The following is a 24153-nucleotide window of genomic DNA, read 5'->3' as shown; positions in this document are numbered from 1 at the left end:
TTAGAAGTCAATCATGTCAAGGGCTGCCAGTGTTAAATAATAAATTCCTCCCGCTTGCCCTTTTGGCCCTCGGTCAAACCGTGTTTGCCCAGCAGCTTCCCAGCGCTGGCAGCCAGATCCAGCAGATTCCACCGACCCCCATCCCGCAAAAAACAGCGCCTGTCATCCGCATAGAACCCAGCAGTGCGCCAGCGACGGAAGCTTCGGACGCCGTAAAAATCACGGTCAACCGCCTGCAGGTGACCGGGTCGCGGGTTTACCCCGAATCAGAGCTGCTTTCGCTGACGGGGTTTACGCCCGGCAGTGAGCTGTCGCTGGGCGAGCTGCGCGCCATGGCGCTCAAAATTACCGAGCGTTATCGCAACGCAGGCTATTTTGTAGCGCAGGCTTACCTGCCAGCCCAGGAAATCAAGGATGGTGTGGTCACCATTGCCGTGATCGAAGGCCAGTACGGCCAGGTGGCTGTTCGCAACCAAAGCACACTGTCCGACGGCTTGATTCAGAGCCAGCTGGCGGGGCTCAACAGCGGCGACACGGTTGCCATCGCGCCACTGGAAAGCCGCCTGTTGCTGCTGTCGGACATTCCAGGCGTGAAAGTTACCTCGACGCTGGCGCCGGGCGCGTCCGTCGGATCGTCCGATCTGATCGTTGACGTGGTTCCTGGTCAGCGTGTCACGGGCAGTATTGATGCCGACAATGGTGGCAACCGCTACACCGGCGAATATCGCCTTGGCGCTACGGTGAACCTGAACAATGCGGCTGGGCACGGCGACGTTGCTTCGCTGCGCCTGCTGACGTCAGGCTCCGGCCTGAACTACGCACGGGCGTTCTACCAGATGCAGTTTGGCAAGGCGACGGTCGGCGTGGCTTATAGCTGGCTGGACTACGAGCTGGGCGAGGAATTCACATACGCGCAGGCCACCGGTACGGCCAAGATCGCCAGCGTGTACGGCAGCTACCCCTTGATCCGTTCGCGCAATACCAACCTGTACGCCGGCCTGGCGTTTGACGCCAAAACGTTTCAGGACAACCGACCACTGAGCCTGGACGCACCCGTTGAAGACAAAAAATCCCAGGTGTTGACAGCAAGCCTGCGCGGCGACCACCGCGATGGTCTGGGCCGTGGCGGTTTGACGGGCTATTCGCTCAATTGGTCCACAGGCAACATCGACATCGAAACCCCGGCGATACGGGCCTTCGACGCGACGACTGCGCGCAGTAACGGTCACTTCAACAAGCTGGGTTTCAGCGCCATGCGGCTGCAAAGTGTGACCGACACGGTCTCGCTGTATGCCGGCATCTACGGCCAGATCGCCTCAAAAAACCTTGATACATCCGAAAAGATGGAGCTCGGTGGCATGTATGGCGTGCGCGCCTACCCGGAAGGCGAAGCGTATGCCGACCAGGGCTATGTGCTGACGCTTGAAGCCCGGATGCGGCTCCCCACTCCCCAACAGTTTCCCGGGCAGATGCAGCTGGTTGGTTTTGTCGACGCCGGCAGCGTGACCATCAACAAGAACCCATGGAGCACGGGTGACAACCGCCGGACCCTGAGTGGTGCGGGCGTGGGCCTGACATGGTCGGACACCAACAACTTTCTGGTGAGGGCGTATTACGCCCGCAAGCTGGGCAACGACTTGGCAACTTCGGCACCCGACAAGTCGGGCCGGTTCTGGATTCAGGCCGTCAAATATTTCTGACCTCGTCCAGCGCAGGCCTGGCCTGCACTGACGCCGGACTGAACCCGCATTTTTGAAGAACACGCGAAAGATTCCCATGAACCTCATTCACCGCTCCATCTGGAACGACCAGACCGGCACCTTTGTGGCCGTTTCTGAAATCACCCGCAGTGCCGGCAAGAAAATCTCGTCCTGCACGGCAGCGGCGGGTACGGGTAGCAGCTTCAGCCTGAAAATCCTGGCCGTTTCCCTGATGATGGCCTGTGGCGCAGGGGTTCATGCCCAGCCCGTGGGCGGCGTGGTTTCGGCTGGCAGCGCCACCATTGGTGGCGCGCCCGGAAACATGACGATTACCCAGACCACGCCCAACGTGGCGATTAACTGGCAGAGCTTTGGCGTGCGGGCAGGCGAGTCGGTCCAGTTTGTGCAGCCTGGTAGCAGCTCGGTGGCGCTGAACCGCGTCATCGGGTCAGATCCCTCGAACATACTGGGCAGCCTGACGGCCAACGGCAAGGTGTTCCTGGTCAACCCCAATGGCATCCTGTTCGGGGCGGGTGCATCGGTGAACGTGGGCGGGCTGGTGGCATCCACCCTGGCCATCTCCGATGCCGACTTCATGGCGAACAACTACAAGTTCTCGGGTGCGGGTGCGGGCTCGGTGCTGAACCAGGGCACGATCAACGCAGCCGATGGCGGCTATGTTGCCCTGTTGGGAGCGAACGTCAGCAACCAAGGCGTGATTGCCGCCCAGCTGGGCACCATCGCGCTGGCGGCTGGTGAGGCTGTCACGCTGGACATGGCGGGCGACAAGCTGCTCAACGTCACGGTAGATCAAGGTGCACTGAATGCGCTGGTGGACAACGGCGGCATGATTCGCGCCGATGGCGGCCAGGTGCTGCTGACCACGCAGGCGGCGGGAAGCTTGCTGGCCAATGTGGTCAACAACACCGGTGTGATTCAGGCGCAGACGCTGGTCACGGGCGAAAACGGCACGATCAGGCTGCTCGGTGGCACACAAAGTGGCACGCTGAACGTAGCGGGCACTTTGGACGCTTCTGCGCCCACAGGCGGGAGCGGTGGGGCTATCGAAACATCTGCTGCCCGCGTAAACATAGCGAGCGGGGTGATCCTTACTACGGCAGCTCCGTCGGGGACTACCGGCACCTGGCTGATTAGTCCGCAGGACTTCACCGTTGGAAGCTTGTCCACGGACAACATTTCTGGCCCAACCCTTTCAGCCCAACTGGTAACCAACAGCGTCACCATCAGCACGGCGGCTGCAGGCGGCGGTGACATTCACGTCAACAATGCCATCGCATGGACAGCGAGTTCGACCCCGACAACGCTGTCGTTGTTGGCCGACGGAAACGTCAACATCAACCAGCCAATCACCGCCACCAACGGAAACCTGGAGGTTTGCTGTGGGCGCGATGTGAATGTGAGATTGGGCGCCGACATCACCACGACCAACGGAAGTGTTTTGCTTGCTGCCGGGAATGACATCAACCTGGACGGGGCTTTGTCGACGACCAACGGCAACGTCACCATGTGCGCCGCGAACGATATCAATATTCTGGGCACGATCACGCTGACCCACACCACCACCATTATTCCCGCTCAAAGTCTGGGTCTGCCACTGGGTCTGGTGCTGAGTGCAGGGTATGGGGCTGGCGCGCCGGGTGTTGGCGGCGGCACAGTGGTTTTTGAGCCGCTGGCGCCAGCAGCCACGGTGACGAACGCTCCCACGACCATCGAATACAACCCGGTCGCGTACACCACGCCGACGGATTATTCGGTCAACATCATCGGCGCAGCGCCTACCCAGCGCATGCTGGTGTTTGCGCAAGCCGAAGACAAAGTGGTCGACGGAACCACCACGGCAACGGTTGCTTCACTGCAAGGAGGCCCTCTCGGTGTGACGCTGGTTGCAGGCCCGGGCAGCACGGCCAATTTCGACAGTGCCAACGTGGGAACGGACAAGACCGTCACCTTGACGGGTTACAGTCTCGGCGGTGCTAACGCCAGCGCTTACGCCTTGGTAGTTCCTTGTTGCGGTCCTGCTGTTTCCAAGACAACCGCTGATATCACTGCGGTGGTGGTGGTGCCGCCAGTGGTTGTGCCTCCGGTGATCCCGCCGGTAGTGGTGCCGCCAGTGGTTGTACCTCCCGTGATTCCACCGGTGGAAAACCCGGCATTGCCGCCTGTTTGGACTCCGCCCGGACCGCCCGCCGTTACACATCCCGAATACGTTTTGACGGTGGTTCCGCCAGCGCCGCTGCCACCTTCGGTGATCACCGTTGCAACACCACCCGCGCCGCCGGTGGTCGTGCCTGTGGTGCCTGTAGTGGCGCCAGTCGAAGCGCCACCCCAGAAATACCAGGCGCCCGTGCGCCAACCCAAACCGGAACGCAACTAACAGGTCGTGATGAGAAACCCTGAAAAAACATTGGTCCCCATGCTCCGAAGGATTTTTCAGGGCCTGCTGGCCACAGGGCTGATCTGCAGCCAGGCCTATGCGTCGCATGACGCTGCTCATGGGCCAGGCCCAGGGTTGGAAGGGGCCGTGCCGGCGATTGGCAGCGATGCCGTTCCCACGGTCATGCAGCCGCCCACGCGGGCAGCAAAAGGCACAAAGCGCGCCAACTTCGAACAGACCCAAGCCTCCAAGGACGCGCGGCATGTGGCCCATTGGGTGGTGGATTCAGGCGACAACCTGAACAAACCCTTTGTCATCATCGACAAGCGGGACGCCAGGGTGTTCGTGTTCGATGCCAACGGCATGCTGCGCGGAGAATCTCCCGCGCTGCTTGGACTGGCCATTGGCGATCACTCGGTGCCTGGCATCGGCACCAAAAAAATGTCAGCCATTCGCCCGGAGGAACGGACCACCCCCGCGGGGCGTTTCGTGGCCAACCTGGACAAAAACCTCAAGGGCAATGAAATTCTCTGGGTCGACTACGACACGGCTATTTCGATGCACCGTGTCGTCACCAGCAATGCCAAGGAGCGCCGCGCCCAGAGGCTGGCCAGTTCGTCGCCGTCAGAGCGCCGGATTTCGTATGGCTGTATCAATATTCCCGTGAAGTTTTACGACACCGTGGTGAGCCCGGCATTTACCGGAACGGATGGCATTGTCTATGTGCTGCCCGAAATCCGATCGCCCCGCGAAGTTTTTGGCTCGTACGACGTGGAGGAAGAGGCCAGCCTTCAGGCCACAGGCCAGGCAGCGCCTGCACCGGTGGCAAACCACGCCGCCAATTAATGGAACATTGGACGGTATGCCTGTCGCACCCGAGAGGTGGCCCGACGGCTGCGTGTCAGGTTCGCCCCGTGGGTACCGGAGTAATCGGGTGGGCGGTTGGGCAACAACTCTGGTGCTGACGCAAAAGTCTGTGTTCCTGCTGAAGGAGCCTCAGCGCCACAACTTTCCGTGAGCGCACTGATTGGCGCCGGCATTGGCCCCCTGGAGTGGCCTATAGTGGAACGTTAGCCGGAAAACTGCCAAAGTGACTATCCAGACCGACGACTTCGCCCCCGCGCCCGCCAAGCGCGTCATCTCTGCCGTTCCGGCATCGCCGCAGGAGGAAGCCATTGAGCGCGCCCTGCGCCCCAAGCTGCTGCAGGAATACGTGGGTCAGGCCAAGGCGCGCGAGCAACTTGAGATCTTCATCGGCGCCGCAAAGAAGCGCGGCGAGGCGCTCGACCATGTGCTGCTGTTCGGCCCGCCCGGCCTGGGCAAGACCACGCTCAGCCACATCATCGCGGCCGAACTGGGCGTGAACCTGCGCCAGACCAGCGGGCCCGTGCTCGAAAAGCCCAAGGACCTCGCGGCACTGCTGACCAACCTGGAAAAGAACGACGTTCTCTTCATCGATGAGATCCATCGCCTCTCGCCCGTGGTCGAAGAAATCCTCTACCCCGCGCTGGAGGACTACCAGATCGACATCATGATCGGCGAGGGGCCGGCGGCGCGTTCCATCAAGCTTGACCTGCAGCCCTTCACCCTGGTGGGTGCCACCACGCGCGCGGGCATGCTCACCAACCCGCTGCGCGACCGCTTTGGCATCGTGGCGCGGCTGGAGTTTTATACGCCCGAGGAGCTGGCGCGCATCGTCACGCGCAGTGCGGGATTGCTGGGCACGCCCATGGACGAGGCCGGCGGCTTTGAGCTGGCGCGGCGCTCGCGCGGCACGCCGCGCATCGCCAACCGGCTGCTGCGCCGCGTGCGCGACTATGCCGAGGTGAAGGGTGATGGCCGCATCACCAAGTCCATCGCCGACAAGGCGCTCGCCATGCTCGACGTGGACCCGCAGGGTTTTGACGTGATGGACCGCAAGCTGCTCGAAGCCTTGATACATCGCTTTGACGGCGGCCCCGTGGGCCTCGATAACATCGCCGCCAGCATTGGTGAAGAGGCGGGCACCATCGAGGACGTGATCGAGCCCTACCTGATCCAGCAAGGCTATTTGCAGCGCACACCGCGCGGGCGCATCGCCACGCTGGCCGCTTATCGGCACCTCGGGGTCACGCCGCCGCAGGCTGCCGGGGGGCTGTTTTCTGAATGATCGAATCAAACCCATGGTACTGAGGAATTTTTTGTGAAGCGCCCCTGGATCGCATGGGGTCTGGCCGCTGCCGTCGTGGCGGTGGGCGTCGCCGTCGGGGCCGTGTCGTTGCGCGGGCCGCTGGTCGATGCCGTGGTGGTGCAGTCGGCACCGCTGGTGCGCACCCTGCAGTTTTCGGCCCGCGTGGCCACGCTGTCGCGCGTGGATGTGGGCAGCACGCTCACCGGCCGGGTGGCGCAGGTGCGGGTGGCCGAAGGCGCGCAGGTGCGTCAGGGTGATGTGCTGGTGCAGCTCGAATCGGATGAACTGCGTGCCGCTTTGGCGCAGGCCGTTGCCTCCGAGCGCCAGGCGCAGGCGCGACTGACTGGCCTGCGCAGCAGCGGCCGTACCGCTGCGCAGGCTGCGAGCGCACAGGCCAGCGCCACCCTGCAAGCCGCAAACGCCAGCCTGGCGCGGGTGCAGCAGTTGGTGGCCGAGGGGTTCTACAGCCCCGCGCAGCTCGACGAGGCCCGCCGGGCGGTGGATGTGGCGCGGGCGCAGCAGCTCAGCGCGCAGGCGCAGATGCAGGCCAATGCCGATGCCGGTACCGATGTGGCGCAGGCGCAGGCGCAGCTGACGCTGACCCAGGCGGCCACCGTGGCGGCGCAGGCCCGCCTGGCGCAGACTGCTCTGGTCGCGCCAGCCGATGCCCGCGTGCTGGTGCGCGCGGTCGAGCCCGGGCAGATCGTGCAGCCCGGCAAGGCCTTGCTCAGCCTGGCGCTGGCAGGGCCCACCCAGCTGGTGGCCCAGGTGGATGAACGTTTTCTGGACCAGTTGGAGGCGGGGCAGAAGGCTGCAGTGGTGGCCGATGCCTTTGCCGGCCAGCGTTTTGCAGCGCGCGTGCTCTCCATCGCACCAGCGGTGGATGCGCAGCGCGGTGCCATCGAGGTGAAATTTGCGCTGGAGCAGCTGGCGCCCGCGTATCTGCGCGAGGACATGACCCTTTCGGTCGAGGTGGAGACCGCCCGGCGCAAAAGCGCACTGGTACTGCCCCAGGCCACTTTGCGCGGCGCCGTGTCGGGCGACACGGGCGCGGTGCTGGTGCTGCAGGACGGGCGCGCTCAAGCCCGCGCCGTGCGGCTGGGCCTGCGCACGCTGGATGCCGTGGAGGTGCTGGAGGGCCTGACCGGGGGCGACACCGTGTTGCGTGGCGGCGCCGTGCAGGCGGGTGACCGCGTGCGTGCCCGCACGGTGCCATGGATGGCAGGCACTGCGGCGCCTGCAACAGGCGCAGGTGCCAAGGGCCGGGCGGATGCCGCCTTGGGCGCTGCACCGAGCGGCACCAAGGGCCGCTGAGCTCACTGCCATGATGATCCTAAAAATCGCAGTTGACCGCTTGCAATCCCTGGATAGGCCCTGTGAAAACTTGCTTTGTATCTCTTTGGAACGTTCACCTTTTGGGTGATTGCGCTATGCACCTGCCAGCACCATGCTCGACGCGCCATGCGGCGTTGCTCCTCGTTGCGCACAGGAGTGCGCTGCCTCGTCGCGTCTTGCCTGGCACGCCGATCATGGCACTGGCAGGCGCATCCAACTGCGGTTTTTAGGATGATCTGGCCCGGCTTCGAGTTGCGTGTGGCGCTGCGTTTTTTGCGCGAGGGGCGCATGCAGACCCTGCTCATCATCGTGGGCGTGGCGGCGGGCGTGGCGGTCATTGCCTACATCTCGGCGCTGATCAACGGCCTGCAATCGAACACCCTGGCCAAGACGCTCGGGGCCCAGGCGCACATCAGCCTGCGGGCGCCGGATGACCTGGTGACTCCTGCGGCACTGCCGGTGGCTGGCGCAGCCGTGCTCACCGAAACCCAGCCGCGCGCGCAGCGCCTGCGCTCGGTGGCCAACTGGCAGGCACTGGTGCCGCTGCTGGAACGCCTGCCCGACGTGGCCGGGGTGTCGCCCATGGTGTCGGGCAGTGGTCTGGCCTTGCGCGGTGAGGCATCGCAAGCCATCGCGCTGATGGGCGTCGATCTGGACCGCTATGACCGCGTGGTGGGGCTGCGCTCCAAAGTGGTCAGCGGCAGTGCGCGGCTGGCGCCCGGCGAGGCGATCGTGGGGCGCGAGCTGGCGGCCGACCTGGGCGTGCGTGTGGGTGACCGCCTCACGGTGCAGACGAGCGGCGCGGGTGGCTCGGTGAGCGACGCAGTGCGCGTGACCGCGCTGGTGGACCTGGGTGTGAAAGACCTCAACCGGCGCACCGTGATCGTGCCGTTGCGCGCCGCGCAAAGCCTGCTGGCGCTGCCGGGCGGCGCCACCCAGATCGACCTGACCTTGAAGGACGTATGGGTGGCCCAGACCCTGGCGAGCGAGCTGCAGACCCGACTCCCCTACAAAATTGAAAGCTGGCAGGAGAGCAATGCCCAGCTGGTGTCGGCGCTGAATGCGCAATCCATCAGCACGGCCATCATCCGTGGCGTGGTGTTGGCGGTGGTGGTGCTGGGCATCGCCAGCGTGCTGGTGGTGTCGGTGGTGCAAAAGGGCCGCGAAATCGGCATCCTGCGCGCCATGGGCGCCACGCGGGGGCAGGTGCTGCGGGTGTTTCTGGTGCAGGGCGCGGTGGTGGGCGCGCTGGGTTCGGTGCTGGGGCTGATGCTGGCGGTGGCGCTGATCTGGGTGTTCACCCATTTCGTGCGCGGCTCCGATGGCATGCCGCTGTTTTCGATTGCGCTGCCGCCCGCCATGGCATTGCAGGTGGCACTGATTGCGTCGGTCTGTGGCGTGCTGGCCGCCGTGGCTCCGGCGCGCCGTGCGGCGGCGCTCGATCCGGCGCAGGCCATTCGCATGTAGTGATGAGATACCCCCCTGAGCGGCTGCGCCGCTTCCCCCCGCTCTCGCAGTGCTGCGCACTGCGGGCAGCGGGACGCCCCCATCGCTGCGGGGCGGCCCTTGCGCGGGGGCCGCTGGCCTTGGTGGCGCCGGTTTCTTGCGCCACGGGCGGTGCGCAGCGCAATGGAATGCAAAAATGTTGATCGAGCTACGCGACGTGCGCAAAAGTTACAACCTGGGCCGCCCCAGCGAGGCCGAGGTGTTGCACGGCATCGACCTGCAGGTGCGTCGCGGCGAGTTCATTGCGCTGATGGGCCCCTCGGGCTCGGGCAAGAGCACGCTGCTCAACATCCTGGGCCTGCTGGAGCGCATGACGTCCGGCAGCTACCGGCTGGACGGCGAAGCCGTGCAGGGGCTCGATGATGCCGCGCTGACTTTGCGCCGGCGCCGCACGCTGGGCTTCGTGTTCCAGTTCCACCACCTGCTGCCCGCGTTCTCGGCGCTCGAGAATGTGACGCTGCCCGCCCTCATGGCCGAGGGTCGGGTCAGCACCACGCACCGCGATCACGCGCGCGGCCTGCTGGCCGCCGTGGGCCTGGCGCAGGCCATGGACAAGCGTCCGGGGGAGCTGTCGGGCGGCATGCAGCAGCGTGTGGCCATTGCCCGCGCGCTGGTCATGAACCCGCCGCTGGTGCTGGCCGACGAGCCCACTGGCAACCTGGATACCGCCTCGTCTGCAGAGGTGTTTGCCCTGCTGCGCCGCATTCATGCCGAGCGCGGCACGAGTTTTGTGGTGGTCACGCACGACCCGCGGCTGGCGGCACGCTGCGACCGGCTGGTGGAGCTGATCGACGGGCGCATTGCGCGCGACGAGGCGGTCACTGCGGGGGTGGAGCCTGCGCCCAGCGCGCTGCCGGTGTGAGGGCAGCGGGGCGGTGGAGCGTTGCTCCGCGCCGCAATACAATGCTATTTATTTGATAGCTATTAACGCTTTCTTTATAAGCGCTAGAGGCCTATTCGACCAAAAATCCGCAGGCGCTCTTAGTGCGAGGTGCCTTCCGAGCGCGTGATCTTGTTCCACACGTTGTATTTGCCCACAGGCTTGCTCATGGGCAGGCGCTTGACCTCCTTGAGGGTCTGCGCGTCAAACACGATGATGGCGCCGTCTGTCTCCCACACGCTGACCAGGGCGTAGCGGCCGTCCTTGGTGAACTCGGTGTGCGCCAGCGTGCGGCCGGGTTCGCGCAGCGTGGCCATGGGCGTCAGCGTGGCCTTGTCGATGAGTGTGAGCGTGTCCTTGGCGGTGGGGCTCATCATCGAGTCGGCCCAGGCGTAGCGGGTGGTCTCGTGGCTGCGCATGAAAAAGCCAGGCCCGGGGGTGGGAATGGTCTTGACCGTTTTCCAGGTCTTCATGTCGATCACGTCGATGGCGCCGTCTTTGAGGTTCGGGCTGGCCAGCACGGTGGTGCCGTTCCAGGCAAAGGTGATGCCCGAGCCCAGGTGGGGCATGCCGGCAATCGGCAGCTCGGCAATCTTGCGCCGCACATCGAGGTTGACCACCTGCGCCGTGGGGGCGCCGTCGGCCGCACCGGACTTGGGCCGGGTCGAGCCCAGCACATGGCGGTAATCCTGGTCGAAAAAGAAATCGTCCAGCGGTTCATCGAGCGGCGTGCGTCGAACCCCGTGGTAGCCCGGCTTGGCGATGGCCTCGCCCATCTTGTAGTCGTGTACCAGGCCGTCATAGATCGGCGGTGCCTTGGGGTCGTAGGAAATCTCCCAGACCTCCGGAATGTCCTTGAGCGCCACGACAAAACTCTTGCGTGGGGCAGCGTCGTACACAGCAGACACGCGCGAGGCCTCTTTGCCGTCGAGCGTGGTGGCGTCATAGCGTTTGACAAAGTTCAGATCGGCGTCGAACAGCACCACGGTACGCGGCAGGTAGTTGGCGGCCATGACCCAGCGCCCGTCGCCGCTGACGGCCACGTTGCGCATGTTCAGGCCGGCGCGCACCTCGGCCACCACGGTAAGGTTCCACAGGTCGTATTTGGTGATCCAGCCGTCGCGCGAGCCAAAGAACACAAAGCGCCCGTCGGGTGTGAACTTGGGGCCGCCGTGCAGCGCGTAGCGGCTGGCAAAGCGGTGGATGACCTCGAAGCGGTCGCCGTCGACCAGCGAGACATGGTGGTCACCACCTTCCACCACCACAAACAGGTTCATGGGATCGGCCTTCCAGCTGGGGCGGGCCGGCAGGTTTCTGGTGCCTGCGGTTTCAACGCGCGATGCGCGCACATCGTCGTCGCTCCACGCCGGTGCGGGGGTGACCGGCTGGTAGATCCATTCGGTCAGTGCCGCAATGTCTGCGGGGGCCAGTGTGGCGGCGAAGCCCCCCATTTGCGTGGCGGCGCGGCCCTGCTGGATGACCTTCAGTGCTTCGGGGCGACGCAGGCGTGCCAGGCTCTCGGGCAGCAGCGCCGGGCCCATGCCGCCAGTGCGCTGGGCACCGTGGCAGCTGGCGCAGTGTTCGCTGTACAGCGCGGCAGCAGAGGCGGCGGTGGTGGGCGCGGCAGTCTTGGCGGCTGCCGTGCTGGCCGTAGCTGCGGCGCTGTGGGTCTGCGCCTGGGCCAAGCCGTGGCCCATCCAGAGCAGGCCCGCGCTCAAGGCCAGGTGTGCGGCGCCTGCAGCAAACCGGCGCAGGGTGTCATGCATGTTCGTTCTCCGGGTGGATGTCGATGGTGCGGCGGCCCTTGCTGAAAGGCGTCAGCGCCACGCGCTGTGCGTCGCTGCCTGCTTGCAGCCCGATCTCGTCGTCGCGCAGGTAGCAGCCGGGGTCTTCGGCCCACGCATCGCCCGTGAGTTGCTGGGCACGCACGCGCGTGTTGCCGCCGCAGATGCTGAAGTAGTGGCACACAGCGCAGCGCCCACCCACCGGGCGGGGCTTGGCTTTCAGGCCCGCCATCAACGGCTCGGAGGTGTCGGACCAGATGGCCGAGAACGGGCGCTGGCGCACGTTGCCCAGGTCGTGGTGCCACCACATGGTGTCGGGGTGCACGGTACCCAGGTTGTCGATGTTGGCCACGTTCACGCCGCTCGAATTGCCGCCCCAGGCGATGAGGCGCTCGCGCAGCGGTGCCTCCCACTGCGGCATGCGTTCGCGCACCCATTGCAGCAGGTAGGGGCCGTCGGTGTCGTTGTTGCCGGTCACGTAGTCTTCTTCGCGGCCTTCCAGTGCCGACTGCCAGGCGCGCTCGAACAGCAGGTCGAGGGCGTCGCGCGTGGCCTGGAACTGCGCGTCCTTGCCGCGGTGGATGTTGCCGCGCCCGGCGTAGTTGAGGTGCGAGAAATAGAACTTGTCCACGGCCTCGGCACGCATCAAGTCCAGCAGCGCAGGGAAGTCGTGCGCGTTCATGGCCGTCATGGTGAAACGCAGGCCCACCTTTACACCGCGCTGGTGCAGGTGTCGCACAGCGGCCAGGCTGCGGTCGAATGCGCCTTCGAGGCGGCGGAAATGGTCGTGCGTTTCGCGCAGGCCATCGAGGCTGATGCCCACGTAGTCGAAACCCATGGCCTGGATGCGGTCGGCCATGGGCTCGTCGATCAGGGTGCCATTGGTCGATAGACCCGTGTAGAACTTCATCGCCTTGGCGCGCTCGGCGATCTCGAAGATGTCAGGCCGCATCAGCGGCTCGCCACCCGAAAGAATCAGCACCGGAACGCTATAGGCCTTGAGGTCGTCCATCACGCCGAACACTTCCTGCGTGGACAGCTCGCCCTCGTAGTCGTGGTCGGCCGACAGCGCATAGCAGTGCTTGCAGGTCAGGTTGCAGCGGCGGATCAGGTTCCAGATCACCACCGGGCCCGGCGCCTGGCCGTTGCCTCGGGTGCGTGCAGGGGCGGGATAGGCGCCGGTGGCCTGGGCTTGCGCGAGCTCGCGCATGTATTGGCTGATGCGGAACATGATTAGCTTTCTTGGCTTTGCCGAAGACGCAGGCCGGTCTTCTTGAGGATGGCGGTCGAATACAGGATGTCGTGGCCCCGGCAGGCGGTGCCCAGCAGTTCGCGCACCTGCTCGGCCTGATGCTCGACCTCGGCGCGCGTGCGGCCGTGCAGCATGGCGAACAGGTTGTAGGGCCAGCAGATGCCCCCTGTCGGTGTGCATTGCGCACCGTCTCCCCCCGAGGGGGACTCGGCATCTTGGGAGCGGCCCGGCGATGCCTTCGGCAGGTGGCGCGGGCGGCGGTAGCAGTGGCTCACGCCAGGCAGCTGGCCGATGCGCTCGCCGAGCTGGTCCACCAGGGCGTCGTCCACGTCCCACACACTCATGCCGTTGGCCGTGAAGCCCAGGCGGTAGTGATTGGGCACGGCGCCAATGCGGCGGATGAGGCCCGTTTCGAGCATCTGTGCCATACGCTCGCGCACCTGCTGGCCGGAGACGCCAAGCTGTTGCCCCACGGCGTCGTAGGGGCGCGGCACCAGCGGCAGGCCACCCTGGGTGGCGGCCATCAGGGCGCGGTCGAAATCGTCAAGCGCCATGGGCTGCTCCGGTGGCTTGGTGCAGGGGAAGCTTGAGTTCGACGAAAAACTCGCGCTCCTTCGGAAATGCCAGCACGGGCAGGCCCGTTTCGGCCTCGATGCGTGTGATGGCCGCCGCGCACTGCGCCGGGGTTTCGGTGCCGAGCACGAACCACATGTTCAGCGCATGGGCGCGCCGGTAGTTGTGCGCGATTTCAGGGTGGGCGTTGACTTGCGCCGTGACGGCCTCGTAGCGCTCCTCGGGCACGGCCATGGCGGCCAGCACGAACAGGCCGCCCGCGCGCTCGATCTGGAATAGCGGGCCAAAGCGGGTGAGCATGCCGCTCTCCAGCAGGGCCGAGAGCCGCCCAATGACGTATTCCTCGGTCCACCCGAATTCGGCGGCCACGTCGGCAAACGGCCGCTCGGTCAGGGGCAGATCGCCGTGCAGGCGCTCCAGCAGGCGGGCATCATCCGGCGACAGCATCGAGCTCCTCCGGCATCGTGGTTTCGGGCAGGGCGCGAAAGCGCCGCGGGCCGGTCTGCTTGAAGCGCCGGCACGAGAACAGCACCTCGTGCGGGTACTGTGCCAGATCGCAATCATCCATGACGCGCGCGATCACCTCGCGCACAGCGGCGCGGTCGCGGCCATGCACCATGCAATACAGGTTGTAGGGCCAGCCCCCGGTGCGCTCGCGCCGATAGGCCAGCGTCACGCCGGTCACGCGGGCGAGGGCCTCGCCGCAGGCGTCTACCTCGGCATCCGGGATGTTGAAAACGGTCATGGCGTTGGCGTCAAAGCCCAGCTCGTGGTGGCGCACGATGGCGCCGATGCGCCGCACCGTGCCCTGGTCCAGCCACTGCTGCAGCGTCTGCAAAACCGATTCGCCGGTGCGGCCCAGCGCCTGTGCCCAGGCGTCGAAGGGGCGGGGCACCAGGGGCAGGCCGTCTTCGAGGAGGGCGGCGAGTGGCCGGTCTGCCTCGGCCACCGGCATGGCCTCGGGCGCGGCCGCCATGGGTGCGGGGGCCGTGCGTTCGCGCAGATCAAAGCCCAGGTCGATGCGGTAGGCGCGCTGCATGCGCAGCTGCAACGCGGTCAATCCCGTGGCGTCTTCGAGCGAACGCATGGCGGCGCGCACTGCGGCATCGTCCTGCCCGGTCATCACGAACCAGAGGTTGTAGTGGTGCTCGCGCTGGTAGTTGTGGTTGACGCCGGGGTGGCTGGATACCACGGCGGCCACGGCGTCCAGCCGCTCGGGGGGCACCGCCATGGCGGCCAGCAGCGCCGCACCGCCGGCGTTGCCCGCAAAAACCCCGCCGATGCGGCTCAGCGCGCCTTCGCGCTGCAGCCGGGCGTAGCCCGCCAGAACCTCGTCGGTCGACAGGCCCAGCGTGCCCGCGACGTGCGCAAAGGGCTCGCGCACCAGCGGAAAGCCGCGCTGCCAGGGGTTGAGCAGCGCCAGGCGAAGGTCGGCGTCGGGGGCCATCTAGAACCCCACCCGCGCTGCGCGGGACGTGAAGAAGATGCCGCTGGGCGAATCGACCGTCATCGTGGCCTGGGTGGCAAAGGTCTGCGTGTCGATCACGCTGACGCGGTGGGCGTCGCGCGAGCTGATCCAGACCGACTCGCCGCGCGGCGTGAACTCCATATGCAGCACGGCCTTGCCGGGCTCCAGCGTGTGCACGATCTTCTGCGTGGTGGTGTCGATGACCTGCACGCGGTGGTAGTCAGGCACCGAGAAGTTCACCCACACCTGGCGGCCGTCGGGACGGGCCATCACGAACACGGGCTGTCCAGCCACCGGGATGCGGCCGACCTCTTGCCAGGTGTCGGTGTCCACCACCAGCACCTCGTGGCGGCCGATGGCGGGCAGGTAGGCGCGGCGCCCGGCCACGGCCCAGCCGCGCAGGTGCGGCATCTTGTAGACCGGCAGGGGCTCCTGGCCACGGCCGTAGCCGCCCAGGATGCGGCGCACGGTGGGCTTGTCTTCCCACAGGTCCACCATGGCCAGCCCGTCCTCGCCGAACAGGCCCGCGATGTAGTGGCGGCCATTGGGCGTGACCAGCGCGTCATAGGGCTGCTTGCCAATATTGGGCAGCTTGGTGGTAACGGGGCGTGCGGGGTTGGACAGGTCGGTGATCCAGATGGCGTTGGCGTCGAACAGGCTGTAGGCGAAGCGCCGTCCAGGCAGGTCCACCAGCCCGACTACGCGCGAGAGCTTGCCGTTCTCGTATTCGGCCGGGATGTCGGCCACCAGCTCCAGCGTGGTGGTGTCGAAGGCCTTGATGCCGCCGGGCGTGTAGTTTTGTGCCACCACCAGGCGGCCGTCGGCGCTGATGGCGCCGCCAATCGAGTTGCCCGCCTGCATCACGCGGCCAGCGATGCGGTGCGTGAGCAGATCGACCTTGGTGAGCGCGCCGTCGCGCCCAAACACAAAGGCGTAGCGGCCGTCGCGCGAGAACACCACCGATGCGTGCGAGAGGTCGCCCAGGCCCTTGACCTCGGCCAGCAGTGTGCGCTGGCTGGTGTTGACGATCGCCAGCGTGCCCGTGGACCGCGCCACGACGACGCCGAGATCGCCCGTGCCGGTGGCGGCAGGTACACCGGCGCATCCGGCCAGCAACAGGGAGGAGGCGCCCATCAGGGCGAGGCAGTCGCGGCGTTTCATCGGGAATCCTTTTGCGGCTCGGGGAATCCGGCCATCAGTTGCTGGGCAATCCACAGGGCCTCGGCTTCGTTCACCATGGCTTTCCAGGGCGCCATGGGGGTGCCGGGGCGACCGCCGTAGATGGTGGCTGCCAGGGAACCAATCGGTTTGTCGGCCAGTGCCTCGCGGGTGAGCGCGGGCCCTAGGCCACCGGTCAAGCGCAGGCCGTGGCACGAGCCGCAGTCCTGGCGCACCATGCGCACCAGCTCTTGCTGGCGTTGTGCGGTGGGTGGGGCCGGTTGGGCATGAAGCCCGGCGGCGCAGACCATCAGCGCCAACCAGCCAAAGGCACGGTGCCAACCTCGAAACACCCCGCCGACCGTGGGATGATGGTCGGCGTTGGAGGTGCGTGGCGTCTGGTGCGCGTTCTTGCAAGGCATGGCGAAATATCGCTGGATTTGCAGCCATCGTCCTTGATTCACATCAAGGACGATGACCCCGGTCATTTTGACAATGGGGCCATTGTTTACCAACCGTGCCCAGTTTCAATGGGCCATCCCCGATGGACACCGCCAACCCCTCCTCGCAGCCCCCCCTCGGCAACACAGCCGCCGCCTCTTCTGGCGGGGTTCTTCCCCGGCTCGCGCCTTCTGAATGGGGCCGTGTCACTTTGGTGGGCGCGGGTCCGGGCGATGCCGACCTGCTCACGCTCAAGGCAGCCCGTGCGCTGTCCAGCGCTGGTCTGGTGCTGTATGACCACCTTGTGTCCGATGACGTGCTTCAGCATGTCGCGGCCGGCGCCGAAAGGATTTATGTCGGCAAGCAAAGCCGCAACCACACCTTGCCACAGGAAGGCATCATCGAACTCATGGTGCGGCTGGCGCAAAGTGGCCGGTCACTGGTGCGCCTGAAGGGAGGCGACCCGTACATTTTTGGGCGCGGCGGCGAAGAGGCCGAGGCGCTGGCCGCTGCCGGCATTGCCTGCGACACCGTGCCGGGCATCAGTGCGGCCCAGGGCGCGGCCGCGTCTGCGGGCATTCCCCTCACACACCGTGACCATGCCGCCATGCTGGTGTTTGCCACCGGCCATCTGCAGGGCGAAGAGGGCGAGCGCACCGTCGCGCTCGACTGGGCGGCGTTGGCGCGGCCCCGCCAGACGGTGGTGATCTACATGGGAGTCGGCACCCTGCCCACCATTTGCACCCAGCTCATCGCCCACGGCCTGCCGGCCAGCACGCCAGCGGCCATGATCGAGCGCGCCACGCTGCCCGGGCAGCGCAGCATTGTGGGCACGCTGCAAACCCTGCCGGCCCTGAGCGTGGCCCACGGCGTGCATCCGCCCGCACTGATCATGATTGGTGACACGGTGACGTTGCAGGCGCGCATCGGATCGCCCACCGGCGTGCTCACCGGGTTTCCGGCGCTTGCCGATACCGCACCGCCCCAGGCGCTGGCCTGCACCGCCTGACGCGACGGACTCAGACCGGGCGGTTGGGCACGGCCCGGCGATGGTCGAGGAGCGCGTGGGTCGCCTGCATACCCTCGGGCGCATCCACCCGCGGGGCGGCATCTGCCGGTGCGGACACCGGCTCCCGCAACCAGCCCCAGACAATCAGCACCTGCGCGGCGTAGTAGGTGGAGAGCACCCAGAACTGCGCCATGGGCAAGGGCTGCACGAAACGGCTGGTGGCCAGCAGCGAGTCGCTCACCATGAAAAAGCACGCGCCCACTGCCACCATGCGCGCAGCGCTGGTGCCCAGCACCCGTGCGCGCCCCAGGGCCTGCGCCGCCATGAGGGCAATCACCAGCACATAGGCCGCCACCGGTCCGCGCAAGGCGGCGGGCAGGCCGCCTGCCCACAAAAAAGCGTACATGGCAGTGCCCACGGCGAGTGTGGCCACCAGCGCACCGCGGCGGGCAAACCACGGCACACCCTGGCGAAACAGGGCGATGTAGGCCAGGTGCGCACCCAGAAAACTCACCAGGCCGGGAATGAAGAGCCCGTGCAGCATCAAAAACACATCACCCGCCAGCGATAACACCAGCGCCAGCACCATGGTAGCCCAGGATTTTGTATTAAATTGACCTCTAGCGCTTACAGGTAAAGCGCTAACAGCTATTAATATTATAGCAATCACCATGGTCAGGGGCTTGAACACCAGGTGCCACTCGGTCCAGCCCACGGCACTGGTGGCGGTGGCCAGTGCACCCGCTTCGATCATCAGTGCCAGCAGCATGCTGATGCGGCCCTGCACCACGGCACCCAGGGCCCATTGCGTGGCCAGCAGGGCGGCAAACCATGCGGTGTTGTGTGCCAGCGGGGCACTGTCGGCGTGCCACAAGAACACCGAAACACCCGCCAGCAGCAGCACAAACTGCACGCTGGCGAACCAGCGGGTGGCGGGCGTCATGGCGGGGTTGTAGCGCGGCATCCGGGCGATGTCGAAGGCCGGCTTGGGAAAGCGCTGCGCCACGTCGGCGGGCCGCCACCCCGGGGGCTTGAGCCACACGCGCAGCTTGTCGCCCCAGCGCCGGGTGTGCCAGCTGTCGTGCGCCAGCCCGGCATACACCTGGGCATTGGCCCACAGCGGGTCCCAGCTGTTGAGGAGGCCGCGCGTGCCGTACACGCATTTTTCCTTGTCATCCTCGTCCTTGAAAGTGCCGAAGACGCGGTCCCACACAACCAGAATGCCGCCGTAGTTTTTGTCCAGATAGGCATCGTTCACAGCATGGTGCACGCGGTGGTTGCTGGGGCTGCAGAACCAGCGGTCAAACCACGAAAGGCGTCCCTGAAACCTGGGAATGTGCTCGGTGTGCACCCAAAACTGGTAGAGCAGGTCGATCAGCGCCACCACGCCAAACACCAGCGGTGGCACGCCGGCCAGCGCCATGGGCACGTAGAACACCCAGCCCAGAAGAGCGCCCGAGCTGGTCTGGCGCAGCGCGGTGCTGAGGTTGTAGTCCTGGCTCTGGTGGTGCACGGCGTGCGCGGCCCACAGCACGGCCGACTCATGGCCCATGCGGTGCAGCCAGTAGTAGCAAAAATCGTAGAACACCAGCGCCAGCAGCCAGCCCGGCAGGCTGGTCCAGAACGCATCGTTGCGCCACAGCGCCACATGCTCGAACAGGGCGATGTAAATGCCAATGCGCAGCAGCCGCGTGAACACCGCGCTGGTCTGGCTCAGCATGCCCAGGCCGATGCTGCTCATGGCATCGGCCAGGCGGTAGGTGTTGCGCTGGCGCCTGTGGCCAATGGCCAGCTCCACGGCGATCAGCACAAAAAAGACCGGGGTGGCAAGAACGATGATTTGGCTGGGGCTCATGGCAGGACAACAAAATGTCCGCTGATTCTTGCCCCAATCAGGTCAAAGCGCCTCTGGCATCAACCCTGATGATGCGTTCCACCACGCCTGCGGTCAGCCCACCGCGCACACCGATCAAATAATCGTGCAGATTCACGGTGGGGTCGCAGTGCCCAGGCATCAGCCACAGCATGCGGCCCAGCGCGGGCAGGCGGGCCTTGGGGCCGTCGGCATAAATCAGGCCATGCTCGTCGCCCCCGTTGGCGTAGCGCAGCGCGCGCTCGGGCGGCAGCAGGGCCACGGTGGGCAGGCCTGAGTCGATGGCGTGGCTTTTGTGGCCCGCATCGCACACGGCATGGCTGCCGCAGGCCGAGATGACCTGTGTTTTGACAAACAGCGCCTGCTCGAAAACAGGCTGCGCGGGCTCGCGCTCGTTGCGGGCGTAGTCGGTGTCCATGAACAGGAACGAACCCGCCTGCAACTCGCCATACACGCCGCTGGCCGCCTCGTGCACCAGCGTGCCCGTGCCTGAGCCGGTGACCAGTGGCACCGGCAGCCCGGCGGCGGTGATGAGGTCGCGCGTGTGGCGCGCCGCCTGCACGGCGGCTGCAATGGCCTCGCGCCGCTCGGCCGCGCTGCGCAGGTGCTGGGCGCGGCCGTGGTAGGCGTGCAGGCCGGCAAACCGTAGCTGGGTGAGCCGCGCCACCGCCTGGGCCAGCGCTAGCGCCGGCGCACCCGGCGGCACGCCGCAGCGGCCCTGGCCGACGTCGATTTCGACCAGCACGTCGATGCGTGCCTGCGGCGCTGCCTGGGCCATGGCCTCGGACAGCCGTTGAATGCCCTCGGCACTGTCCACGGCCAGCGCCAGGCGCCCTCCCTGGGTTTGCAGGTGTGCGGCCAACCGCGCCACGCGCAGCAGCTTGGGGTGGGCGATGACCTGGTTGGTGATGGTGATGTCGAGCACGCCGCCCTCGGCCAGCGCCTCGGCTTCGGCGGTCTTCTGCACGCAGGCTCCGACGGCCCCGGCGCGCTGCAGCTGCAGGGCGATTTCGGCGCTTTTGTGCAGCTTGGCGTGCGGGCGCCACAGCACCTGGTGCTTGCGGGCAAAGTCGGCCATGCGCGCGATGTTGCGCTCCATGGCGTCCAGGTCCACCACCAGTGCAGGCGTGTCGATGCGGTCCACGCGCAGGCCGACGCTGGCCGCCAGCGCCTGCGGAAGGTCAGGTCGTGGTTTCATCGCGGGCGGCGTTGTCCAGGTGCTGGGTGTCGGCCCAGCCGACCAGGCTGAGGCCCTGCGGCGTCCAGAGCAGGCGGTTGATGGCGGCGTTGGCCAGCTGCCAGGTGCGCGGCGCCTGGATCTCCTGGCCGGTGGCCAGGCGGTAAATCACGTCGAGCACGCCGCCATGCGCCACCAGCACCACCAGCTCGCCGGGGTGGCGCGCTGCCAGGCGGTGCACGGTGCTGTCGATGCGGGTGCGCAGAGAGGTCAGCGATTCGCCGCCCTCGGGCGCGTAGTGCGGGTCGCGCTTGCGCCAGCGCAGGGCGTCTTCGGGCAGCTCGGCCTCGATCTGCGCAAAGGTGCGGCCCTGAAAGTGGCCAAAACTGCGTTCACGCAGATCGGGCTCGGGCGTGAGGGGTGCACCCGTGGTGTCCGCCACGGCCTGGGCCGTGGCCCGGGCGCGCTGCAGATCGCTGGTGTAGATGGCGGCCACGGGCTCGTCGGCGAGGGCCCGCGCCAGCTGCCGCGCCTGCCACAGGCCGGTGTCGTTGAGCGGGATGTCGAGATGCCCCTGGATGCGGGTGTCCACGTTCCAGGCGGTTTCGCCATGGCGTATGGCAATGATGCGGGTGGCATGCATGGGGACTGGGCGCGCCTCAGCGCGGTATTTCGAGGACGATGCGGCGCGGCCCGGTGGGCGGGGTGGGAAAGCCGTTCAGGGCCGCGTCGAACATGGCGGCAAACACGGCCGGGTTGTCGGTCCACACACCCTCGTGCACGGCGCGGGTTTCGTACACCACGTTGCCGGTGGCCGCCTCGCGCAAGATCAGGCCGACTTCGCGCCGGTACAACGTGGGGGGCGGAAAGCGCATCGACAGGCCGCCATAAAAGCCGCGGCCAACGCCCAGGCCACCCCAGCCGCCCCAGCCCCACCCGGGGCCATCCCAGTAGTCCGGATAAGCCTGGAGGTCGATGCGGGCATGGGCCTGCACGCGATAAAACGGCGCCGCGCTGTCCTGGCGCAGGCCCACCTTGGCCAGCGCCAGCCGGGCCTGTTCTTCCACTGCAGACTGCTGGGCGCCCTGGGCTTGCTGCGACGGCAAGCGCTCGAAGCTGTAAGTGGCCCGCGCGGGCGCGCCGGCGAGCTGGGAGAACGATTGCACGTCGCTGTCCACCAGGCGGGTGCTGGCGCAACCGGTCAGCCACAGTGCTGCGCACAGCAGGGGCAAAGTGATCCATTTCATGGCAGCTCCTCGAAAAAAACGCCGGCTGCGGTGCGTCGGCCTTTACTGGATGCGCACCACCTGAACGCCAGGCAAGGCAGATGGCTCCGGGAAATCCTCGGCGTCAAACGCCTTGTCGCCGTTGTCATCGGCCACGCCTGTGGCGCGTGCGCCCTTGAAATCGTACAGCGCGCCATCGAGCAAGTGGCTGGGCACCACGTTCTGCAGGGCGTTGAACATGTTTTCCACGCGGCCGGGGTATTTTTTCTGCCACTCGCGCAGCATTTCGCCCACCTGCTTGCGCTGCAGGTTCTCCTGGCTGCCGCACAGGTTGCAGGGAATGATGGGGAACTGGCGCACCTTGGCCCACTGCGTGGTGTCTTTTTCGGCCACAAAGGCCAGGGGGCGGATCACCACATGGCGGCCATCGTCGCTCACCAGCTTCGGGGGCATGCTCTTGAGCTTGCCGCCAAAGAACATGTTGAGCAGCAGCGTGGCCAGAATGTCGTCGCGGTGGTGGCCCAGCGCTATTTTTGTGGCGCCCAGCTCGTCGGCCACGCGGTACAGAATGCCCCGGCGCAGGCGGCTGCACAGGCTGCAGGTGGTTTTGCCCTCGGGGATCAGGCGCTTGACAATGCTGTAGGTGTCCTCGTTCTCGATATGGAAGGGCACGCCCACGCTGCGCAGGTAGTCGGGCAGCACATGCTCGGGAAACCCGGGCTGCTTCTGGTCCAGGTTGACCGCGATCAGCTCAAAGTGAATGGGCGCGCGGGCCTTGAGCTTGAGCAGGATGTCGAGCAGCGTATAGCTGTCCTTGCCGCCCGACATGCAAACCATGACCTTGTCACCCTCTTCGATCATGTTGTATTGCACGATGGCCTTGCCGGCCTCGCGGCACAGGCGCTTTTCGAGCTTGTGCGCCTCGCGCTCGATCTTGAAATCAAAGGGCACGCGCTCCGCCGCCGCAGTTTCTTCGCCCGTCCAGGCGCTGGTATCCATTGCATTCATTGCGTTCACCACTGTCCTGTTTCCATGCGAATGGCCACTTCGCAGTCGTCAAAAATTTCGAGCTTGGCTATTTTTACGCGCACGCCGCGCACACCGGGCAGCTGCATCAGCCGCTGGGCCAGCTTGCCGATCAGGCTTTCGAGCAGGTTCACATGCTCGGCCGTGCACTCGTCGATGATGATCTGGCGCACCTTGCGGTAGTCGAGCACATGCTCGATGTCGTCGTCGTGCGGCGCCAGCGGCTGTGCGCCCAGGCTCAGCTCGGCATCCACCTGGATGGGCTGGGGCGCGTTTTTTTCGTGCGCCAGGATGCCCAGGTTGGCATCAAAGCGCAGCCCGGTGAGGGTCAGGGTCTGGAGACCAGAGGCTTGGTTCATGGTGTTGGGTGTGAGCATGGGCTCACATCAGGGAAAAGTCACGCTCGAATTTCATCAGGTGCTGGCCCCCATCGACGAGCAGCGTGGTGCCGGTGATGGAACGGTTTTCCAGCGCAAATCGCACGGTGGCCGCCACGTCGTCGGCGGTGGACGAGCGGCCCAGCGGGGAGAGGGCGTGCAGCTGCTGAAACTTCTCGTCGCTCAGCAAATGGCTGGTGAGCGTGAGGCCCGGCGCCACGCCCACCACCCGCACGCGCGGGGCCAGCGCCAGCGCCAGCATGGTGCCGGCGGCTTCCAGCGCGGCCTTGGAGAGCGTGTAGCTTAAAAAATCGGGGTTCTGGTTCCAGAGCTTCTGGTCCAGCAGGTTGACCACGGCGCCCTGTGCGTCGGCTTCGCCTGCGGCAGCGCGGTCTTGCAGATGCTGGTGCAGGGCCTGGGCCAGCACGATGGGGGCGCCGGTATTGCTGCGCAGGTGCTTTTCGAGTGCGGCAAACCCGAAGGATTGGGCGTTGTCGTGCTCGAACAGCGAGGCACTGTTGACCACCGCATCCACGCCGCCGAAGTGCTCGATCACCCGGGGCAGCAGGGTGCGCACCGATGCCTCGTCTTCAAAATCAGCATCAAAATGGGCACTAGCCCTTTCCAGGCTTGCGCAAGCAGCTACTGTATCAATAGCGTCTTGCTGCGATGAGCGGTAATGCACCGCCACCTGCCAGCCGCCTGCCGCCAGCGCCAGCGCAATGCTGCGGCCCAGGCGCCGGGCGGCGCCCGTCACCAGAACCGTGCGCGGGCGGGAAGAATGAAAAGGGGTGGACATGTGG

22 protein-coding genes are annotated in these 24153 nt (G+C 66.1%); 8 read left to right on the top strand and 14 right to left on the bottom strand.

Translation table 11 applies throughout. From position 1 onward, the window contains the following. Nucleotides 1-62: 62 nt before the first annotated feature. The 7 genes from K226_RS0101430 to K226_RS0101400 all read left to right on the top strand — a co-directional run bounded on the left by K226_RS0101430 (nucleotide 63) and on the right by K226_RS0101400 (nucleotide 9968). Nucleotides 63-1700 carry a ShlB/FhaC/HecB family hemolysin secretion/activation protein gene (locus K226_RS0101430; protein ID WP_238324186.1) on the top strand — a complete coding sequence of 546 codons (1638 nt, stop codon included), beginning with the start codon at nucleotides 63-65 and terminating at the stop codon, nucleotides 1698-1700. Between the two features lie 76 nt (nucleotides 1701-1776). Beyond that, entirely contained in the window at nucleotides 1777-4095 is a 2319-nt protein-coding gene (locus K226_RS0101425) for a filamentous hemagglutinin N-terminal domain-containing protein (RefSeq protein ID WP_024813095.1), read from the top strand. Between the two features lie 39 nt (nucleotides 4096-4134). Further along, complete coding sequence (locus tag K226_RS0101420) at nucleotides 4135-4941, top strand: hypothetical protein (RefSeq protein ID WP_024813094.1); 807 nt, start codon at nucleotides 4135-4137, stop codon at nucleotides 4939-4941. Nucleotides 4942-5185: 244 nt separating this feature from the next. Beyond that, a complete protein-coding gene (gene ruvB / locus K226_RS0101415) occupies nucleotides 5186-6244 on the top strand; it encodes a Holliday junction branch migration DNA helicase RuvB (RefSeq protein ID WP_024813093.1) in 1059 nt (352 codons plus the stop codon). A gap of 33 nt (nucleotides 6245-6277) precedes the next feature. After that, nucleotides 6278-7579: an efflux RND transporter periplasmic adaptor subunit gene (locus K226_RS0101410; protein WP_024813092.1), complete on the top strand. Its 1302-nt coding sequence runs from the start codon at nucleotides 6278-6280 to the stop codon at nucleotides 7577-7579. 252 nt (nucleotides 7580-7831) lie between these two features. After that, nucleotides 7832-9067, top strand: a complete 1236-nt coding sequence (locus K226_RS0101405) for an FtsX-like permease family protein (RefSeq protein WP_024813091.1) — start codon at nucleotides 7832-7834, stop codon at nucleotides 9065-9067. Between the two features lie 175 nt (nucleotides 9068-9242). Further along, nucleotides 9243-9968: an ABC transporter ATP-binding protein gene (locus K226_RS0101400; protein ID WP_024813090.1), complete on the top strand. Its 726-nt coding sequence runs from the start codon at nucleotides 9243-9245 to the stop codon at nucleotides 9966-9968. Between the two features lie 119 nt (nucleotides 9969-10087). Here K226_RS0101400 and K226_RS0101395 read toward each other — a convergent pair whose 3' ends face one another. Genes K226_RS0101395 through K226_RS18585 form a run of 7 tightly spaced genes read right to left on the bottom strand, consistent with a single transcriptional unit; the run spans nucleotide 10088 to nucleotide 16532 of the window. Beyond that, complete coding sequence (locus K226_RS0101395; RefSeq protein WP_024813089.1) at nucleotides 10088-11752, bottom strand: cytochrome D1 domain-containing protein; 1665 nt, start codon at nucleotides 11750-11752, stop codon at nucleotides 10088-10090. Next, on the bottom strand, nucleotides 11745-13001 hold the full coding sequence (nirJ, locus tag K226_RS0101390; protein WP_024813088.1) for a heme d1 biosynthesis radical SAM protein NirJ: 1257 nt from the start codon (nucleotides 12999-13001) through the stop codon (nucleotides 11745-11747). The genes K226_RS0101395 and nirJ overlap by 8 nt, the downstream gene beginning before the upstream one ends. 2 nt (nucleotides 13002-13003) lie before the next feature. After that, nucleotides 13004-13576, bottom strand: coding sequence for an AsnC family transcriptional regulator (locus K226_RS0101385; RefSeq protein ID WP_024813087.1), 573 nt, complete (start codon nucleotides 13574-13576; stop codon nucleotides 13004-13006). Beyond that, nucleotides 13566-14042, bottom strand: coding sequence for an Lrp/AsnC family transcriptional regulator (locus K226_RS0101380; RefSeq protein WP_024813086.1), 477 nt, complete (start codon nucleotides 14040-14042; stop codon nucleotides 13566-13568). Before K226_RS0101380 ends, K226_RS0101385 begins: the two co-directional genes overlap by 11 nt. Continuing rightward, entirely contained in the window at nucleotides 14026-15042 is a 1017-nt protein-coding gene (locus K226_RS0101375) for an Lrp/AsnC family transcriptional regulator (protein WP_024813085.1), read from the bottom strand. The genes K226_RS0101380 and K226_RS0101375 overlap by 17 nt, the downstream gene beginning before the upstream one ends. After that, a complete protein-coding gene (locus K226_RS0101370) occupies nucleotides 15043-16224 on the bottom strand; it encodes a cytochrome D1 domain-containing protein (RefSeq protein WP_024813084.1) in 1182 nt (393 codons plus the stop codon). It abuts the gene before it with no gap. After that, nucleotides 16221-16532, bottom strand: a complete 312-nt coding sequence (locus K226_RS18585; protein WP_051463499.1) for a cytochrome c — start codon at nucleotides 16530-16532, stop codon at nucleotides 16221-16223. The genes K226_RS0101370 and K226_RS18585 overlap by 4 nt, the downstream gene beginning before the upstream one ends. A gap of 233 nt (nucleotides 16533-16765) precedes the next feature. On the opposite strand from K226_RS18585, the gene cobA reads away from it, so the two are divergent. Beyond that, on the top strand, nucleotides 16766-17671 hold the full coding sequence (cobA, locus tag K226_RS0101360; protein WP_024813082.1) for a uroporphyrinogen-III C-methyltransferase: 906 nt from the start codon (nucleotides 16766-16768) through the stop codon (nucleotides 17669-17671). Between the two features lie 10 nt (nucleotides 17672-17681). On the opposite strand, the gene K226_RS0101355 is transcribed toward cobA, so the two are convergent. The 7 genes from K226_RS0101355 to K226_RS0101325 are packed head-to-tail and all read right to left on the bottom strand — an operon-like array spanning nucleotide 17682 to nucleotide 24149. Next, on the bottom strand, nucleotides 17682-19526 hold the full coding sequence (locus tag K226_RS0101355) for a lysoplasmalogenase family protein (protein WP_024813081.1): 1845 nt from the start codon (nucleotides 19524-19526) through the stop codon (nucleotides 17682-17684). A 37-nt stretch (nucleotides 19527-19563) separates the two neighbouring features. Then, nucleotides 19564-20742, bottom strand: coding sequence for a DSD1 family PLP-dependent enzyme (locus K226_RS0101350; protein ID WP_024813080.1), 1179 nt, complete (start codon nucleotides 20740-20742; stop codon nucleotides 19564-19566). Continuing rightward, on the bottom strand, nucleotides 20726-21364 hold the full coding sequence (locus K226_RS0101345; RefSeq protein ID WP_024813079.1) for a histidine phosphatase family protein: 639 nt from the start codon (nucleotides 21362-21364) through the stop codon (nucleotides 20726-20728). Before K226_RS0101345 ends, K226_RS0101350 begins: the two co-directional genes overlap by 17 nt. Before the next feature lie 16 nt (nucleotides 21365-21380). After that, nucleotides 21381-21968, bottom strand: a complete 588-nt coding sequence (locus tag K226_RS0101340; RefSeq protein WP_024813078.1) for a DUF4136 domain-containing protein — start codon at nucleotides 21966-21968, stop codon at nucleotides 21381-21383. A 42-nt stretch (nucleotides 21969-22010) separates the two neighbouring features. Beyond that, nucleotides 22011-22946 (bottom strand): tRNA 2-thiocytidine(32) synthetase TtcA, encoded by a 936-nt coding sequence (gene ttcA / locus K226_RS0101335; RefSeq protein WP_369795460.1) that lies wholly within the window; start codon nucleotides 22944-22946, stop codon nucleotides 22011-22013. A gap of 14 nt (nucleotides 22947-22960) precedes the next feature. Beyond that, nucleotides 22961-23332, bottom strand: a complete 372-nt coding sequence (locus K226_RS0101330) for a dihydroneopterin aldolase (RefSeq protein ID WP_024813076.1) — start codon at nucleotides 23330-23332, stop codon at nucleotides 22961-22963. 22 nt (nucleotides 23333-23354) lie between these two features. After that, nucleotides 23355-24149, bottom strand: a complete 795-nt coding sequence (locus K226_RS0101325; RefSeq protein ID WP_024813075.1) for an SDR family oxidoreductase — start codon at nucleotides 24147-24149, stop codon at nucleotides 23355-23357. Nucleotides 24150-24153: the final 4 nt, after the last annotated feature.

The sequence above is a fragment of the Acidovorax sp. JHL-3 genome, assembly GCF_000526295.1.
In the GTDB taxonomy this organism is placed as follows: domain Bacteria; phylum Pseudomonadota; class Gammaproteobacteria; order Burkholderiales; family Burkholderiaceae_C; genus Acidovorax; species Acidovorax defluvii.
This window is presented reverse-complemented; position numbering and strand designations above follow the sequence as displayed.